Genomic DNA, 17,735 nt, shown 5'->3' with positions numbered 1-17,735 from the left:
ATTGTCCATGGGGAGAAAGGGGAAAGACGTATGAGTACTCAAACGAATACACAGATGAAGGTCGAAGCGATCCTAATGAATAGCTTTATGGAGGGGAGCGTCGCGGTACCGAGTCTATTGCTCAAGCATTATCGCGCCTTGCTTTTGAGTGAAGTGGATGTCATGACACTCATTCATTTCATTTCTTTTGTTGAAAAGGATAGGAACAACTTCCCGACTTTAGATGAAATTCAGGAGCGAATGTCAGCTTCACCTGATGTAGTTATTGCGAGTGTGCAGAAGCTGATTCGAGAGCAATTTATTGCCATCGATGAGGATACACATGAGACGACAGGTTTTCGAAGTGAGCAGTACAACCTAACGCCACTGTATAAGAAATTAGCGAAACGCGTGGCTGAGCAGCAGCTCCAAGAGTTAGCGGAGTTGGCGGCACAAGCGCCTGCTCCTTCAGATGATCGAGTTAAGAACATCTATACGACGATCGAAAATGAATTCGCAAGACCGTTAACGCCAATGGAGCTGGAAACGATCAGCAATTGGTTAGATAAAGATAATTACAAAGAAGAGCTGATTATGACGGCTTTGAAAGAAGCGGTATTTGCTGGGAAAGTCCATTTCCGCTATATTGATCGGATTCTACTGGATTGGAGTCGCAATCGCGTTTCGACGGTGGATCAAGCCAAGGAGTATTCGCAGCGATTCAGGCAGACTAGATAAAAGGCAGAGGGAGTTCCACTAGGGTGGTGCTCCCTTTTTTATTTGAATTAGCACTCATGGTGGGAGAGAGTGGGATTTAGGGAATTGATGCAAATGTGCAGGCTTTTGATCTGAATATTAGAGTGTAGTGCGCATTGATGCAAATGTGCAGGGCTTTTGAGTTGAATATCGGAGTAATAGCTGTTTGAGCTCGAAATTGCTGCATTTTCGCATCAATTTCTTATTCTTCGCAGGATAATAGGGGAAAAAGATGCACATTTGCAGGAATTTTCGATATAGGGTAGAGGAGTAGCTGATGCAAACCCAAAAACACCTAGCCAACCAGTACATGTCGTACTTGTCAGCCAGGTGTTTATTAGTGTTCACACTTGGATTTCATTCAACTACTTGTTCATTACATGCAAACGGTACACATATTCGAATAAGAATTCGAATGCTTCAAGATGACGTTTTGCTTCGAACGCATTCGCGCCCCACGCGTAGATCCCGTGCTTACGCAGCACGATACCGGGAATGCGAGGTACGATCGCACCTTCGACAAGCTCAGCAATGCGTGGAATGTCCGCATAATTAGGCAAGATAGGAATCTCAATTTGAGCTTCTTCATCCCAAATGTTGAACGCTTTAATAAGCTCCACACCATCAACGGGAATGCTGCCACGCTCACCATATAGTTCGGAAGCTAAGTTGTTATAGATGGTATGCACGTGGAAAATAGCGCCGGCACCTGTTAAGCGGTAAATTTCGCTATGGATCAATGTTTCCGCTGATGGCTTTAGGCTGGTTGCTTCTGTTGGCAAGCCTTTCTCGTTAACGAGAAGGAAGTCCTCTGGCGTTTGGACAGATTTATCTCTTCCGCTTGACGTGATAGCGAAGGTGAAGGCTTCAGGTTCAAAGCCGCCAACACGAACAGATAAGTTACCGCTTGTCGCAGGAAACCATCCACGTGCTGCCAGATTAGCCTTGATGTCACGTAATTCAGCGAAGGCACGCTGTTTTTCTTCTAGTAAAATACTCATTTGACCGGTTCAGCCTCCAATTGCTTAATGATATCGAAGAACGTTTCGAAGGAGTGGTAAGCATATCCGAGTTGCTCACAACGTTCAATGAGATAGGATCTGGCAAAAATCGTATCCACAAGCTTAGCACCCTCAAAATCGGTGATACTGTCTCCGATAATAATGCGCTCGTATTTCTCAGAATCGTAAGAGCGAATGATGCTTGTTTTGCACATTCCACAATCGGTTTGGCAGTGAGCATCACACGGATTCGGCCATAGAATCTCGATCGTTTCTCCTTCGAAAGAGCTGGCGTTGCTATAAATATGATTCTTCGGAATCGCGAATGGACGAAGAAGCGGGTAGATAAAGAAATCGATGCCTCCACTTGTGACCAAAAGCGTAATTCCTTGCTCCTTACAGTACGTGACGAATTCTTCAAAACCATCGCGAATGATAGCATTGTTAATAGCAAAGTCCACAATCTCCGCTTTACGCGAGGTAGGCAGCAGACGGAACATCGCACCAACGCCTTCGCGAATGGAGATTTGCTGCGTCACGATTTGTTCGACGATACCTTCCCAGCCTTCAGGATTAAAATGCTTCATAATCGCGACGATGTTATCACTAACGGTAATCGTACCGTCAAAGTCACAAAAGATAATGCGTTCCTTGCTCATTCTCTAATCCCCCATGTGTCAATAGCTGATTGTAATTCTGGATGTGTTTGGGCGTAGTCGCGCAATGTTTTGCCTTGCAGTGTTGCGTCGATAGCTTGACGGAAAGCTTGTCCACCTGCGATCGTTCCCATCGGATGACCGTGGATCCCGCCGCCTGCATTCACGATGACATCCCCTCCAAAATCGCGCAGAATGAGCGGAACTAAGCCAGGATGGATCCCTGCGGACGGCACCGGGAAGCTAGTTGCTAATTTCAATTCTACTTCATTCGGCACTTGATACGTGTAATCTTTATGTAAATCCTTCGTTAAGAGTACATGTTTAATCGCCAAATTTTCTTCCCGCGGCATGACAACAGAGCCGTAAGGCGAAGGGAAGAGCACTAGATCAGCACCAGCTAAGCGCATCAATTTGCCTAGAAGAACAGAAGCTGAGATGCCGTAATGTGGTGACGGATAAGTGGCGCCAGCCATCGCAGGATGAGCCATAATCGGAATGTTAATGTCCGGATCCGAGCTTAATTCATGCAGCACATCAAAGCCGTAAGCCAATACATTGAAAAGCAAAGCATTAGCGCCTGCCGCAATGGCTTTCTTAGCTTGGGCAGCAAGTTTGGAGGTGGACCCAGTCAAATTAACCGCATATAGCAGCTTTTGCCCCGTCTCCTTCGTCGCTTGTTCGGCAGCTTCGAGACAGATCGCAATGCGTTTCTCCATAGGTGTTAATGGGTTTTCGAATAAGATCTCATCATCCTTAATCAGATCAACGCCACCAGCAGCTTGCAAGTAAAACTGCTCGCGAAGTGCCGGTAATTCGTACCCTACAACGGATTTGAAAATACTCATAAGCAGCGGGCGGTCATGTACGCCAAGCAGATCACGAACACCTTGCATACCAAATTTCGGCCCCGGGAATCCCGAGAGGAAATCGGAAGAGAAAGCAAGGTCAATCAGCTTGATTTTACCGTCCATAGACAACTTTCCGAATACAGTCACTAATAGCGCTGGGATATCTCGGCTAAAGTTCACATCCGGATAGGCGATAGTGATATCCGCATAGCGTCCCGAAAGGGGCTCACCAGCAGCAGGCTCGTGCACCTCAACAGAAACGACCTTGCCTAGATGCTTCTCCATGGAAGCTTTCTGAGCCTCCGGCAATTCGGTCCAACTGCCAACAGTAAGGCCAATGGCGATACCTGTAGCTTTTTTATGAAAATCGGCTTTCTCATCGAAACTCCGATAGGTTGCTAAACAATAGGAACTCATAACGAACTTTCACCTGCTTTAATTAGAATTCAAACGAACTTGTTACTTGTCAATGTCGCTTAGAGTGATTTGCCTACAGGACTTGTGGCAGCAATTTGCTCGCCCATTTCCTTCGCACGTGCAGCGGATGCAAATACGGCTTGGGTTATTGCTTCGCTAAATTGGAAACGATCCAAGGCTTCAATTGATTTTTGCGTAGCTCCATTTGGAGACGTCACTTTGCGGCGTAACTCCGCAGGATCTTCCTTCGTATGCTGCACCATATGGGCAGCGCCAAGAAACGTTTGGAGTGTCAATTGCCGCGCATCTTCTTCGGTTAGACCGCCATCGATTCCTGCTTTAATCATTGCTTCCATGAAATAATAGACATAAGCAGGGCCGCTTCCGGACACGCCTGTCAAAATTTCTAACTTATCTTCGTCCACAATCGTGACGGTTCCAACGGCTTCAAACATTTGGATAGCGAACTGCTTGAATGTATCATTAACCTTAGCGGAGAAGCTCATTCCTGTTGCGCCTAATCCGATGGTTGAAGAGGTGTTAGGCATGGTACGTACGATTGGCATGTTGGTTTGTAATAGCTTTTCAGCTTTCTCGATGGATAGTCCAGCAATGACCGAAATCAGCAGCTGCTTCTCATTCAAAAGGGGAGCAAGCTCAGCAAAAGCCGTCTCGACATCCTTAGGCTTCATGCAAAGGACGATGACGTCTGCCTCACGAATGAAGGCATCTTTTGTTTCTGGGTCTAAAGTAGCCTCCAGCCCGTATTCCGAGCGAAGATAAGCTAATCTGTCTTGATTGGAACGATTCATCATATAAATATGTTTCGGATTGGCTACTTCGGTCTGAATAAGGCCGCGAGCGATGGCTTCTGCCATTGAACCTGCACCTACAAAGGCAATTTTCGCTTGAGATAACATCGTGGACATCAGGCATTCCTCCTTAGTATATACAGCTTATTCGCGTATTTGTCCGCTTCCGTAGACGCGGTATTTAGTTGAAGTTAGGGCAGGCAGTCCCATGGGACCACGTGCATGAAGCTTCTGTGTGGAAATGCCGATCTCGGCTCCGAATCCAAACTCAAAGCCATCTGTAAAGCGCGTCGAAGCATTATGATAGACAGCAGCTGCATCTACTTCTTGCAGGAATTTCTCTGCATTGGCAGCATCTTCCGTTACGATACATTCCGAGTGCATCGTGCCATACGTACGAATGTGGGACAGCGCCTCGTCCAGATCTTTTACAATTTTGATCGATAAAATATAATCACCGTATTCTGTTCCCCAATCAGCTTGTTCAGCAACCAGCATGCTTGGCACTAGGTTCCTTGCCTGCTCGTCACCACGAAGCTCAACATTGACGTCTTGGAACGCTTCGGCAATCGCAGCTAAGTGTTGCTCAGCAATCGCTTCATGGACAAGCAAGGTTTCCATACTATTGCAAACAGAGGGACGCTGCGTCTTGGCATTAATACCTATGCGTACCGCCATATCGAGTTGAGCACTTTGATCTATAAAAGTATGACATACCCCTGCACCTGTTTCAATGACTGGGACGGATGCGTTATTGACAACATTTTGAATAAGTGAATGCCCACCACGTGGAATCAGCACGTCAATGAGGCCATTGAGCTTCAGCATTTCATCCACAGAGCTGCGATCAGCGCTTAGAATTAATTGCAAAGCATCAGCTGGGAGGGCAGAACGTTCCAAAGCTGCATGCAGAACCTCTACAATTTTCTCATTCGAAAAGAGGGCTGAAGATCCACCACGCAGCACGACTGCGTTGCCAGTTTTGAGACATAACCCTGCGGCATCCACCGTAACATTCGGTCTAGCTTCATAGATAATACCGATAACGCCTAGGGGCACTCGGATTTTGCGAATCCGCAGACCATTCGGGCGGTCAAAAGATTCTAGCGTATCGCCAATCGGATCTGGCAACTCGGCGATTTGACGAAGACCTTCTGCCATCGCTGCGATACGAGATTCGTTAAGCGCCAATCGGTCGAGTAGGGACGCGCTGGTACCCAACTCTTTGCCACGCTGCAAATCCTTCGCATTGGCTTCAATAATTGCTTGCTGTTCCGTAACCAAGGCATCAGCCATAAGAAGCAGAGCTTCATTCTTCTGTTCGGTCGTTAGATTGCCCATCGCTTGGGCAGCTTGTTTGGCAAGTTTGGATTTCGAAATAACTTCACTCATGGGAGAACCTCCTAGTTCAATAAGGATTGGCAATGTGGCAACAATTGTTCGACAGTAAGCTCATAAGCGGCACCGTTACTGCGCTCTTTACATTCAACAATATGTTCGCCAGCTTTTTTACCGATAGTGATGCGTAATGGGAAGCCGAGTAAATCGGCATCATTGAATTTCACGCCTGGGCGTTCTTCACGATCATCCCAAAGGACTGAGAAACCTGCTCGAGTTAGGGTTTGGTAAAGCTCTTCAGATAATTTCAATTGAGCTTCATCTTTCATCTGAACGGTTAAAAGATGGATATCGTAAGGTGAAATTGCGTTTGGCCATATAATGCCTCGCTCATCTTGATGCTGCTCAATGACCGCAGCCAATACGCGTGATACGCCAATCCCGTAGCAGCCCATAATCATGGGCTCGGACAGTCCATTCTCATCCGTGAAGGAAGCGCCGAGGGATTCACTATATTTTGTGCCGAGCTTAAATACATGACCAACTTCAATACCTTTAGCAAAAGAGAGTTCATGTCCGCAGTGGGTACAATTTTCGCCTTGACCGACGTTGCGAACGTCAACATAGGTTAACTTACCTAGATCGCGTTCGACATCCACGTGTTGAAGATGATAATTAGCTTCATTGGCACCGACAACGGCATTCTTTAAACCTTGAATCGATGTGTCTGCAATCAATCTGACGGTGGATAAACCAATCGGACCTATAAAACCAGCGATTGAACCAAGCGCTGCGATTTCAGCTTCGGAGAGCATAACGATGTCTTGAACGCCAAGAACCTGTTTCAGCTTAATGTCATTGATGTCGAGATCACCTCTTACAAGCGCAATGACGGGTGTGCCGTCTGCTTGTATGGCGACCGATTTAATGATTTGCTGTGGTTCAATGTGGAGGAATTGGCTCAATTGCTTAATCGAAGTTACGCCTGGTGTATGCACTTTTACGGGTTGCGTGTTTACCAAGTCCGTAAGGGAATCCCTTGCATTTGTAATGTTTCCAGTGGCTTTCTCCAAGTTCGCTGCGTACTGACAGGATGGACAATGAACGATGGTATCTTCACCGACATCCGCCAGTGCCATAAATTCATGTGTATCCGTGCCGCCGATAGCGCCAGAATCAGCTTCTACCGCTCGAAATTGAAGACCGCAGCGTGTAAAGATGTTAACATAGGCGTCAAACATCGCTTGATAACTCGCATCGAGACCACTTGCTGAGCGATCAAAGGAATAAGCATCCTTCATTAGAAACTCACGACCACGCAGCAGGCCAAAACGAGGTCTGCGCTCATCCCGATATTTCGTTTGGATTTGATAGAGAGTGACAGGTAGTTTCTTATAGGAATGAATTTCATCTTTAACGAGTGTCGTGATGACTTCCTCATGGGTTGCACCTAGTGCGAACTCGCGGCCATTCCGGTCTTCCAATCGCATCAATTCAGGACCGTATACGTCCCAGCGACCGGAGGCTTTCCATAATTCGGCAGGATGGAGGGCAGGCATGAGCATCTCTTGTGCCCCTGCACGATCCATTTCTTCACGTACAATCGTTTGAATATGTTGAAGGGCTTTAAGACCCAAGGGTAAGTAGGAATAAATTCCACTGGATAACTGGCGAATGAGTCCTGCTCGCAGCATGAGTCGGTGACTGGCTGCCTCGGCATCTCCCGGTACATCGCGTAAAGTTGGATTAAGTAGTCGTTGTTGTCTCATGTGTAGGGAGATCCTCGCTTTCTATATTCAAAATAGTAATTTCAAGCTTATGTCAAAGGCACCCATTCATCACGATGGATGACTTCGATGCGAGATACTTCGACGCGCTTCTGAACTTCGTCGGTCGAAAGCCCTGCCGCGGCTTGCACTTGCCAAGCCGCATAATTGACGACGCCGCGGCCAAGCAGCGCGCCTTCACTGCAGATCACCTCGACGACGTCGCCGGGGTGGAAGTCGCCAACCGCTGACGTGATGCCAGCGGGGAGTAAGCTCTTCCCACCGTTGATCAGGGCTGCCTTGGCCCCCTGATCAACGATGATTTGCCCTTGGGGCAGCGAGTGGAAGCCGACCCACTGCTTCTTGACCGGCAGATTATTCAGCGCCGTGTCAAAGTACGTTCCCTTGCCTGTGCCTTGCACGGCAAGGTGCAGATCATCGGGCTCCAGCACCCGCCCGATGAAGACCGGCACGCCCCCGCGCATCGCGATGCGGGCGGCCTCGACCTTGGAGCGCATGCCGCCGGTGCCGACCGCGCTCCCAGAGCCTCCAGCGAAGCTGAACAGCTCATCGCTGATGGCGTCTACGCGCTCGATGCGCTGCGCGTTCGCGTTCTTACGAGGATCGTCCGTGTAGAGGCCGTCCATATCTGTAATGATGATCAATTTGTTCGCCTTGACCAAATTGCCTACCAAAGCCGACAACGTATCATTGTCGCCAAATTTAAGTTCATCCACGGAGACGGTGTCATTCTCGTTAATAATCGGGACGACGCCGCGCTGCAAGAGCTCGTCGATCGTCATCATCGCGTTCTGGACGCGCTTGCGGTTGGAGAAGTCGTACCGGGTCAGCAGGATTTGCGCCACGCTCACGCCATGGGATGCAAATGCTTCATGGTACGCTTGCATTAACAGTGCTTGGCCGACGGCCGCGGCAGCCTGCTTCTCGTGCAGCACCTTGGGGCGTGTGCGATAGCCAAGGGACGTGAAGCCTGCGGCAACGGCGCCTGAGGTCACGAGCAGCACTTGGCTGCCGCTGCGCTGCAATTGCGCGAGCTCAGATGCAAAGAAACGTATTTTATCCGGATTCAAGCCACCCGTATCTGACGTTAATGAGGAGCTGCCAATTTTGACGACGATTCGCTGAGTCATATTCATCCCATCCTTCGTTTTCGTAGCTATGTAAATACAAAAAAGACTCCCGTCCTTAAAACATAAGGACGAAAGTCTGTTGCTTCCGCGGTACCACCTTAGATTAGCGCATACTGATGTCCAGATGCACTCAACTCTATTCCCTGTATAACAGTAGGGCACTGTTCAACTCATCGTTGACGGTTCAGGGGCAGGTTCAGATTCGGTTCACGGCAAGCTCTCTCAGTCGGTGGAGCTTACTCTCTGGTTACGTGCTGTACGATTCTTACTATTCCCATCATCACGTTGCTGTTTGTAATTATAATTCTAACTAGAATAGCATGGTACGCAAGACTTTGTAAAGAAGCAAAAGCCTAGATTACTGCATATATCTTACATTGGGCCTGCCCAAATGGTTTACGCAAAAAGATTCAATTTCCCAATTCGCTGTACGGCTTCTTCTAAGCGTTCTTCAGAGGATAGAAGCCCTAGTCGGACATAGCCTTCACCGTGTGTACCGAAGCCCACACCTGGTGCCACGACAACTTTCGCTTCCTCTAAGAGGAGATCAGCTAGACTCTGGGAGGAATGACCTTTCGGCACGGGCAGCCAAGAGAAGAAGGAGCCTTGGGAAGGACGGGCATTCCAGCCAATGCTGGCTAGAGCGGTGTAGAGTGCATTTCGACGGCTCTCGTACACATCACGTAACTCAGTTACACAGTCTTGTGAGGCTGTTAAGGCTGTAGCCGCAGCAACTTGAATCCCTCCAAATAACGAGCAATAGTAGTGATCTTGCATCAAGTTGATAAGGCGGATCACTTCTTTGTTACCGAGGGCAAAACCGACACGCCAACCTGCCATATTATACGTTTTGGATAACGTGTAGAACTCTATGCCTACTTCTTTGGCACCAGGGGTTTGTAAGAATGAGATCGGTTTTTGACCATCAAAACCAATGGCTCCATAGGCGAAATCACTCGCTACTACGACGCCATTTTTCTCCGCAAAGGCAACTGTTTCTTCATAAAAAGAAGCGGGAGCGGTAGCACCGGTTGGGTTGTTCGGATAATTAACGAACATGAGCTTGGCGCGATCCAATTCGGATTGTTTCAACTGAGCGTAATCAGGTAGGAAATTATTTTCTTCTCTCAGCGGCATGAAAGCCATCTCAGCACCTGCCAGCGCGACCCCAGACCAATAATCAGGGTAGCCTGGATCAGGGACTAAGCAGACATCGCCGGGATTTAATAAGCATTGCGCGATTTCAATGAGTCCTGTTTTACCGCCAAAAAGGATGGCAACTTCCGTATCTGGATCCAGATCAACGTTATGATCTTCCTTATAACGCTGCGCAATCGCTTGTTTCAAGAAAGGAAAGCCACTGAAAGGTGGATACTTATGATACAAAGGATTAGCCGATGCTTCTTGTATGGAGGTCACAATATGCGGAGGCGTAGGGCGATCTGGATTCCCTTGGCCCAAATTGATGACGTCATGCCCGGCGGCAATTTGTGCATTCGCTTTACCTACTAGCGTTGCAAAGAATTGTGTAGGGAGCCCCTTCATTCTTTCAGCAGGCTGTATGGCAAAGCGAGAAGTTGTTGAAGATACGTTGGTCACGGTTTAATTCACACTCCGGAGGTCGGGATTTTAAACTATACCCTAAATGTAACATGATTAATCTTTTTTTCATAGTCGATGAAGATAATCAATTGTACTTCATTTTGCCGTTATCATATGATGTAGGCAACGACTTACGAAGGAGAGGAATGCAGATGACAGACCATGCTCAAATCGCTGATGTTTTTCTACAGGAATCGATACGTGCTTTTCAAAGTATGAAGAAATTGGGGGATCGTGCTTTTGCCCAAACGGATGAGTCATTGTTTTATCAGACATTAGATGAAGAATCGAACTCGTTAGAGGTTCTTATCAAGCACATGCATGGGAATATGTTGTCCCGTTGGACGGATTTCTTAACCACAGATGGGGAAAAAGAGTCGCGTGATCGCGATGGCGAGTTTGAAGGGGAACGAGTATCTCGGGATGCTTTGCTTGTCTTGTGGGAAGAAGGTTGGCAAGTGCTTTTTACAACATTGGGTTCGTTAACCTCTGAGGATGTGCTATCACTAGTGCGTATTCGAGGGGAGCATCATACTGTCTTGCAAGCCATTCAGCGCCAAGTTTCGCATTACGGCTATCATGTTGGGCAAATTGTGTTGTTGTGTAAGCATTGGTCGAGTCAAGATTGGCAAACGCTTAGTATTGCTAGAGGTCAGTCAAAGCTATTTAAACCTACGGTGTAGTTTCGTTTGATTTGGCTGCGAGCAGAGTTTGAACAAGAACAGATAGAGAAGTGAATATTGAGTTACACGTACTTTTCGACTACTATGTAGTCATATATGTTTTTTTATTGGAAGGGGTCAAACCAAATGTCGCAGTCACAACTGCTCAACCTTGCATTAATTCAAATGGATATTGCGATCGGGGAACCCGATGTGAATTTTGCGCAGCTCGAAAAGAAGCTTCACGAAGCCGTTCAAGCGGAACAAAAGCCGGATGTCCTGATTTTCCCCGAAATGTGGAACACCGGGTATGCGCTAACGGAAATTCAACAACTAGCTGATGTGAATGGGGAGAGAACGAAGGCTTTCTTAAGTAACTTCGCCCGTACACATCGTGTGAATATTATTGGTGGATCGATCGCGGATAAAAAAGAAGAGCGTGTACTTAATACGATTTATGCTTGGGATCGTGAAGGCAATGAGATCGTAGAGTACTCAAAAATTCATCTTTTCCGACTCATGGATGAAGAGAAATTCTTGCACAGCGGGGAGCAACTTGGCTTATTTGAACTAGAAGGTGTACCTGCTGGCGCAATGATTTGCTATGATATTCGATTCCCTGAACTTTCACGTAAATTAGCGCTAGAGGGCGCGAGAATCTTATTCGTTCCGGCAGAATGGCCGCATCCACGTCTGCATCATTGGCGTACACTCCTCATGGCACGGGCCATTGAGAATCAAATGTACGTAGTTGCATGTAATCGCGTAGGGACAAGCGGTACGACGAATTTCTTCGGTCATTCGATGGTTATTGACCCTTGGGGTGAAGTGCTGGTTGAAGGCGATGAAAGTGAAGCGATCTTACGGGCTACGATTGATTTGGAAGAAGTTGTGCGCGTACGGGGTAAAATACCCGTTTTTGAAGATCGCAGGCCTCATTTGTATTAGGGAAGTTGATTTTTGCAGCGATATTCTGTAAACTAAAACCAATTGAATGATCAATTGTGGCTGTGAAGGATGAATAGTACTTGAAGGACTTCATAATCAGCGAGTTGGGGAATGGTGTAAGCCCAGCATGAAGCTCAAGGAAACGGCTATCCGGAGCCAATACGATAAAGGGGATACATGCTTATGTGAGGTGTATCAACTAGGGTGGAACCGCGGGTGCTAAAGCTCTCGTCCCTAGGCATTATTTGATGCCTTTGGATGTTGAGCTTTTTTGATGTTTGCTCATGTCCAACGGTCGTCATCGGGCGAAGTCCCACTAACTAGAGCTTAAGGAGCGATTGAACAATGAGTGTAACAATGGAGCAAGTTGTCGCATTAGCGAAGCACAGAGGTTTTGTTTTCCCAGGTTCCGAAATTTATGGCGGTTTGGCGAATACGTGGGATTACGGCCCACTTGGTGTTGAATTGAAAAACAACATCAAGCGCGCATGGTGGAAAAAATTCATTCAAGAGTCCCCGTATAACGTAGGATTAGACGCGGCAATCTTGATGAACCCGCAAGCTTGGGTAGCATCCGGTCACGTAGGGAATTTCAACGATCCAATGATCGATTGCAAAAGCTGTAAAGCCCGTCACCGCGCGGATAAATTGATCGAGAACAAGCTGGCTGAGAAAGATATCGAAATCATCGTAGACGGTATGACGTTCGATGACATGATGAAGCTGATCGTGGAACACAATATCGTGTGTCCAGATTGCGGAAGCAAGGATTTCACAGATATTCGTCAGTTCAACTTGATGTTCAAAACGTTCCAAGGTGTAACAGAAGCGAGTTCAAACGTTGTTTATCTTCGTCCTGAAACGGCACAAGGGATCTTCGTTAACTTCAAAAACGCACAACGTACAATGCGTAAAAAGCTGCCATTTGGTATTGGTCAAATCGGAAAAAGCTTCCGTAATGAAATTACGCCAGGTAACTTTACATTCCGTACGCGCGAATTCGAACAAATGGAGCTTGAATTCTTCTGCAAACCAGGTGAAGATTTGAAATGGTTCGAGTACTGGAGAAGCTTCTGCCATAACTGGTTGCTATCCCTAGGTGCGAAAGCAGATAATCTTCGTCTTCGTGATCACAACGACGATGAGTTGTCCCACTATAGTAATGCAACAACAGATATCGAGTATAAATTCCCGTTCGGCTGGGGCGAGCTATGGGGCATCGCGGATCGTACGGACTATGACTTGAAGCAACATATGGCGCATTCCGGCGAAGATTTCAACTACATCGAGCCAGAAACGAATGAGCGTTATGTTCCTTATTGTATCGAGCCGTCCCTTGGGGCAGACCGTGTGACTTTGGCGCTTCTGATCGATGCGTTTGAAGAGCAAAAGCTGGAAGGTGACGACACTCGTACGGTTCTTCACTTCCACCCAGCGTTGGCACCGATGAAAGCAGCGATTTTCCCGCTTTCCAAGAAATTGAATGAGGGTGCACAAGCGGTATTCGCAGACCTTGCGAAGCATTTCATGGTAGATTACGATGATACAGGATCCATTGGTAAACGTTACCGTCGTCATGACGAGATCGGTACACCATTCTGTATCACATACGATTTCGAATCCGAGACAGATGGTCAAGTGACGGTTCGTGATCGTGATACGATGGAACAAACACGGATGCCGATTTCGGAGCTAAAAGCCTTTATCGAGAACGCTCTACAATTCTAATAAGCATATCATATGTAGGAAAAAACCCCTTGTAAGCACGTCAGTTGACGTAAGCTACAAGGGGTTTTTCTCTTAGATGACATAATCTAAGACTTCGCTATAGGGTAAGTAACGTCGGACTTCGCGTAACGGCGGCGTATATACATGCAGGGAAATGGCCGGCTCATGAAATGGATTGTTCAACTGGTGAATCTGATCCGCAGGTGCAACAAAATACTCGCCAGCTTGGATGAAATCGTCTTGATGAGCAATCGGATACCCTTCCGAGTCTAAGGCGAAAGTCGAATTGACTAAGGAACCTGAGGCCAGATAAGCTGCGCCGATGGACGAGCCATGATTATGGATAGCGGTTGAGCAGGAAGCGGGGATATGAATGACGATGACTTCGAGATCGGGTGAGCTAAATACGACATTTCGGCCATATGGTAGTTGAGTAGGTTCAGTTTTGAGGTCTGGAACGAAGGATAGATTTCGCTCTATCGATTGAAGCGCCTCTATTAATTGTTCCAGGGTTGGTGCATGCAACTTACAGAATGTCTGTTCAATTGCTCTGATGAGCGTCATTGGCATCTCGCCTCCTAGGCATTCTTATCTCTTTATCAAAAATAATTTGGGGAAGGATAAGTTTTGTTTATATAATATGCCTCGGAGTTTCAAAAGGTTAGGGATAAATGTAAGATTTTAACGTGGAAATCAGTCTGTAGACGGGGAAATGTTCCTACTCTAGCGGTATGACATACGGATATCGAATCTGAGACAATAGTAGATATGACAATCTACGGAAATTGAGAGGATGAACGAGTATGCTGCAGGTTGGAGTGAATGAGCAAGATCAGAAAGAAATTTTGGCCGTATTTGCTGCGTTAAGCAAAGCATGGAATGACCATGATGGTCAGGCATTTGGAGCTTGTTTTACGGAAGATGCTGATTATGTGACGTTTAATGGGCAGCATTTGAAGGGGCGTCAAGCCATAAGCGATGTTCATCAAGTGTTGTTTGATGGTATTTTGCGTGGTTCCAGTATGGTTGAAGGGGGAGCTCTGAATATACGATTCGTGACATCCGATATGGCAATTGCGCATGCCGTAGGGGCCATTAAGCTGCGTTGGCAGAAGAAGGCGCCTAAAAATCGAGATTCCATAAATACGAACGTGGTGATTAAAGAAAAAGGGGCATGGAAAATTGCTGCCTTTCATAATTGCCGCATCCAACAGCCGAATTTTATTCAAAAGTGGTTCATGAACAAAGCGAAATCGAAAAATGCGTGAGGACTTGTTCTCCATCCCCTTAGACCACGTTTTCTAACCCATCTGCGGTGTTCCTGGTAGTTACGAATTGGAACATTCCACACCTATTTCGTATGTATCCTACGAATGGCACGTGCCTGAAATCCTTACTCCTGATTGAAAATCTGCGAACGCTGTCGTTTAGTAGTGCAAGTATACTATCTTATTAGAATTACTACCTTTGCACTATTTCAAGCATTTGTTTTGAGCCTTATAGTTAGTGACACATGCGCGAAAAATACAAAATTTTGTAAAGGTTGTGAAAAGATACGGCGATAAACGACAAATAATTCAATTCTACTCACAGCATGGATGCTATTTCATTACAAGGGTATATAGGGAAGAAGGAGTGGAATTGATGAAAGGTTTAGCTGAAGAGACGCAAATGCATGAATTTACAGAGAAAATAGGCATCTCCCAAGTGGAGATTGCCAAGCTGCATGAGAAATCATTTCTTAATGGCGTTCAAAGAGATTCGACGCGCGTGAGGTTTCGCGTGCAAGGCAAGATGATGGAACGGCTGCTAGCTAAAAACCAAGTACTCATGGATGTCATACTTCGGCAAGCACATTTGAAGACGAATACCTTTTATTTTCCGAATTTATTAATGGTAACAGATAATCACGGGGTCATATTAACAATTAATGGGGATGAACGTTCCATTCTACAAGCCGCGAATTTGAATAATATCGGCATTGGTTCTTCGTTATCACTTTCTAGTGCGGGTACAAATGCAGTGTCGGCTGCAATTGACCTTCAGCGTCCAGTATGGATAAGTGGTGAAGATCATTATCTGGATACGATGCATAATTGGGTGACGATGTGTGTTCCGATACAACCGGCTGATAATCAAATTATAGGGTACTTAGTTTTGACGGCTTTTGAGCACATTTCCGCACCTTTCATGTATCCATGCATCAAGTCAATTGCGCTTCTGCTCGAATATGAGTTAAGAAAAACAGAGCTGCAAAGTAAAACTTGGTTCGTTGAGGAAATGCTGGAAGAACGATTGAAAGCCTTCAAGTTAACGCTTCGGGAGAAGGAAGTCGCAACGTATTGGCTGCTAGATTATGATTATAAGCAAATAGGAAAAGTTCTGGGAATTAGTGAGAATACTGTTCGAGTCTATGTTACTAAAATTAATCGCAAGCTCAAAGTCAATTCCAAAGCTTCTTTGATTCTAAGTGTTCTTGGTGCTATTTAATGCTATACGAAAATTAGACAGATACATGTATGGCACATCTAATAATAATGACGTGTTAAGCAGAGAAATGGTTCAAATTTGTAAAAAAAGCTTCTATCTCACAGGATGTACGTGGGATGAGGCTTTTTTGTCTTGAAAAAGCGAATGTAAACTTCGTAGTAGCGTGAAAATTGATAGATGGGATACATGTGGAAGACCCATTTTTCACTGAAATTGCTGAAAAAACACGATCGATCAGATAGATAGGCTTGTGAGATATATAAAGATAGAAATTTACTACAGTAGAAGACGTTTCGAAAGAACTATATGAAATCGCTTCCAAAGTATGAGTTCTGTTGAAATATCCCGACTTCTGTCCTCGGATGAGACTGTCAACTAGCTTGAAATCCCTATAAAATGGCCCATTCCTAGTAGGCATACCTTAAGAATTATAGTTCATGCATTAGGTCATTTGAATTAATAAATATGTATGATTTGCTCTACAGAAATTACCGTCTATATTTGAGGCATCCCACCGAAACGGGAGGGAAAATGTCGAGCTTTGAGGGACGGTAGGCTATGAGACAAAGAAGAAAGGCCTTGATCCTGCAGCCTATTAAATGGATTCTTCTTCTAGGCGTCGTCGGTTCTGGAAGTGTATATGGTTTATCGGCGGCAGGATTCATCGAGTGGAATTCAGAGCACAAGTTGGAAAGCCTCATGTTCTGGAAAGCCACGGACAATACGGCAACGAAAGGTATTGCCTTAGCAGCTGGGGCGGATAAAGATAGTGCGAAGCCATCGGTCAAACCGACACCAACTGTAAGTGGAGCACCAACAGCTACCACATCGGCAGCACCAACAGTAATGCCTGCAAGCACGCCAGCACAAACAACGGCACCAGCAGCAACGGCGGGCTTACAAGTGATCTCACAAGCACAAAGTATTGTCGGAGTTAATGCCAATGTCAAAGCATGGCTGGAGCAGGCAGGATTAATCAAACTTGACCCAGGGAAGTTGTTCTCCTTTCAAGCTTGGTTGGCTGAAGCTAGCAAAGGCAAAGTGCCAGAGAAGAAAGCAGATGAGCTATCTCAGGTAGCCTCGTTACTGTATGAAGCTGCATTACGAGCTGGCTTGCAAGTTGGTGAGCGTTATGCACATCAAGATAATCCGAGCTATGCAGCTGCAGGATTCGATGTTGAAATTCAAGGCGAGCAGAAGGATTTAACATTGTATAACTCGCTGGATGTGCCCTTAACGGTAGGCGTGATGTATAACGGTGAAATTCCAATCCTGACGTTGAATGGAAAACCGAAAGCAGAGTGGAAAGCTCCTAAAATTACGGTTACGAAAGAAGTATTCGCACCGGAGAGCATGTTTGTGATCGATTTTACGCTGGCGGGTCAAGGTGAAGCTAAACGAAGTGAAGGCCAATCAGGACTTCTAGTCAAAGTGTTCGCTGATGAGAAGAATGATGGCAAGAACGAGCTGATATATAAAGATTTCTACGCACCACGTCCTATTGTTATCGCAAAGGCGCCAACTGCGGAAGAACTTAAATCACCATAGATCACAAGGTTGCACAGATCCGTTACGTAC

16 protein-coding genes are annotated in these 17,735 nt (G+C 46.2%); 7 read left to right on the top strand and 9 right to left on the bottom strand.

Features of this window, described 5'->3' with window-relative positions; genetic code table 11:
- The first annotated feature begins 30 nt into the window (after window positions 1-30).
- The gene (locus AC58QM_RS05430; protein ID WP_497282057.1) at window positions 31-717 is read left to right on the top strand and encodes a DnaD domain-containing protein; all 687 of its coding nucleotides are present in this window, start codon (window positions 31-33) and stop codon (window positions 715-717) included.
- Between the two features lie 383 nt (window positions 718-1,100).
- Here the strand turns inward: AC58QM_RS05430 and mtnB are convergent, their stop codons facing one another.
- The 8 genes from mtnB to AC58QM_RS05390 all read right to left on the bottom strand — a co-directional run bounded on the left by mtnB (window position 1,101) and on the right by AC58QM_RS05390 (window position 10,326).
- Window positions 1,101-1,736 (bottom strand): methylthioribulose 1-phosphate dehydratase, encoded by a 636-nt coding sequence (mtnB, locus tag AC58QM_RS05425; protein ID WP_497282056.1) that lies wholly within the window; start codon window positions 1,734-1,736, stop codon window positions 1,101-1,103.
- The gene (locus tag AC58QM_RS05420; RefSeq protein ID WP_497282054.1) at window positions 1,733-2,395 is read right to left on the bottom strand and encodes a 2-hydroxy-3-keto-5-methylthiopentenyl-1-phosphate phosphatase; all 663 of its coding nucleotides are present in this window, start codon (window positions 2,393-2,395) and stop codon (window positions 1,733-1,735) included. Before AC58QM_RS05420 ends, mtnB begins: the two co-directional genes overlap by 4 nt.
- On the bottom strand, window positions 2,392-3,660 hold the full coding sequence (locus AC58QM_RS05415) for a 2,3-diketo-5-methylthiopentyl-1-phosphate enolase (RefSeq protein ID WP_497282053.1): 1,269 nt from the start codon (window positions 3,658-3,660) through the stop codon (window positions 2,392-2,394). Before AC58QM_RS05415 ends, AC58QM_RS05420 begins: the two co-directional genes overlap by 4 nt.
- Before the next feature lie 59 nt (window positions 3,661-3,719).
- Complete coding sequence (gene proC, locus AC58QM_RS05410) at window positions 3,720-4,589, bottom strand: pyrroline-5-carboxylate reductase (RefSeq protein ID WP_497282051.1); 870 nt, start codon at window positions 4,587-4,589, stop codon at window positions 3,720-3,722.
- Between the two features lie 27 nt (window positions 4,590-4,616).
- Complete coding sequence (locus AC58QM_RS05405) at window positions 4,617-5,864, bottom strand: glutamate-5-semialdehyde dehydrogenase (protein ID WP_497282049.1); 1,248 nt, start codon at window positions 5,862-5,864, stop codon at window positions 4,617-4,619.
- 11 nt (window positions 5,865-5,875) lie between these two features.
- Window positions 5,876-7,579, bottom strand: a complete 1,704-nt coding sequence (locus AC58QM_RS05400) for a proline--tRNA ligase (RefSeq protein ID WP_497282047.1) — start codon at window positions 7,577-7,579, stop codon at window positions 5,876-5,878.
- A 47-nt stretch (window positions 7,580-7,626) separates the two neighbouring features.
- On the bottom strand, window positions 7,627-8,727 hold the full coding sequence (proB, locus tag AC58QM_RS05395) for a glutamate 5-kinase (protein WP_497282046.1): 1,101 nt from the start codon (window positions 8,725-8,727) through the stop codon (window positions 7,627-7,629).
- Window positions 8,728-9,123: 396 nt separating this feature from the next.
- The gene (locus AC58QM_RS05390; protein WP_497282044.1) at window positions 9,124-10,326 is read right to left on the bottom strand and encodes a pyridoxal phosphate-dependent aminotransferase; all 1,203 of its coding nucleotides are present in this window, start codon (window positions 10,324-10,326) and stop codon (window positions 9,124-9,126) included.
- Between the two features lie 155 nt (window positions 10,327-10,481).
- Here AC58QM_RS05390 and AC58QM_RS05385 point away from each other — a divergent pair, with 155 nt between their 5' ends.
- The 3 genes from AC58QM_RS05385 (at window position 10,482) to AC58QM_RS05375 (ending at window position 13,667) form a co-directional block, all read left to right on the top strand.
- Complete coding sequence (locus AC58QM_RS05385; RefSeq protein WP_497282042.1) at window positions 10,482-11,012, top strand: DUF1572 family protein; 531 nt, start codon at window positions 10,482-10,484, stop codon at window positions 11,010-11,012.
- Window positions 11,013-11,138: 126 nt separating this feature from the next.
- Entirely contained in the window at window positions 11,139-11,939 is an 801-nt protein-coding gene (locus AC58QM_RS05380) for a carbon-nitrogen family hydrolase (protein WP_497282040.1), read from the top strand.
- A gap of 345 nt (window positions 11,940-12,284) precedes the next feature.
- The gene (locus AC58QM_RS05375) at window positions 12,285-13,667 is read left to right on the top strand and encodes a glycine--tRNA ligase (RefSeq protein ID WP_310223591.1); all 1,383 of its coding nucleotides are present in this window, start codon (window positions 12,285-12,287) and stop codon (window positions 13,665-13,667) included.
- Between the two features lie 72 nt (window positions 13,668-13,739).
- On the opposite strand, the gene AC58QM_RS05370 is transcribed toward AC58QM_RS05375, so the two are convergent.
- Window positions 13,740-14,231, bottom strand: a complete 492-nt coding sequence (locus tag AC58QM_RS05370; RefSeq protein WP_497282038.1) for a cysteine dioxygenase — start codon at window positions 14,229-14,231, stop codon at window positions 13,740-13,742.
- Window positions 14,232-14,470: 239 nt separating this feature from the next.
- Here AC58QM_RS05370 and AC58QM_RS05365 point away from each other — a divergent pair, with 239 nt between their 5' ends.
- From AC58QM_RS05365 to AC58QM_RS05355, 3 genes are all read left to right on the top strand, one after another.
- The gene (locus AC58QM_RS05365; RefSeq protein WP_497282036.1) at window positions 14,471-14,935 is read left to right on the top strand and encodes an SgcJ/EcaC family oxidoreductase; all 465 of its coding nucleotides are present in this window, start codon (window positions 14,471-14,473) and stop codon (window positions 14,933-14,935) included.
- Window positions 14,936-15,311: 376 nt separating this feature from the next.
- Entirely contained in the window at window positions 15,312-16,157 is an 846-nt protein-coding gene (locus AC58QM_RS05360; RefSeq protein ID WP_497282034.1) for a helix-turn-helix transcriptional regulator, read from the top strand.
- 558 nt (window positions 16,158-16,715) lie between these two features.
- Complete coding sequence (locus AC58QM_RS05355) at window positions 16,716-17,705, top strand: VanW family protein (protein WP_497282033.1); 990 nt, start codon at window positions 16,716-16,718, stop codon at window positions 17,703-17,705.
- The last annotated feature ends 30 nt before the right edge of the window (window positions 17,706-17,735 follow it).

This window comes from Paenibacillus sp. J22P165, from assembly GCF_059692015.1.
This window is presented reverse-complemented; position numbering and strand designations above follow the sequence as displayed.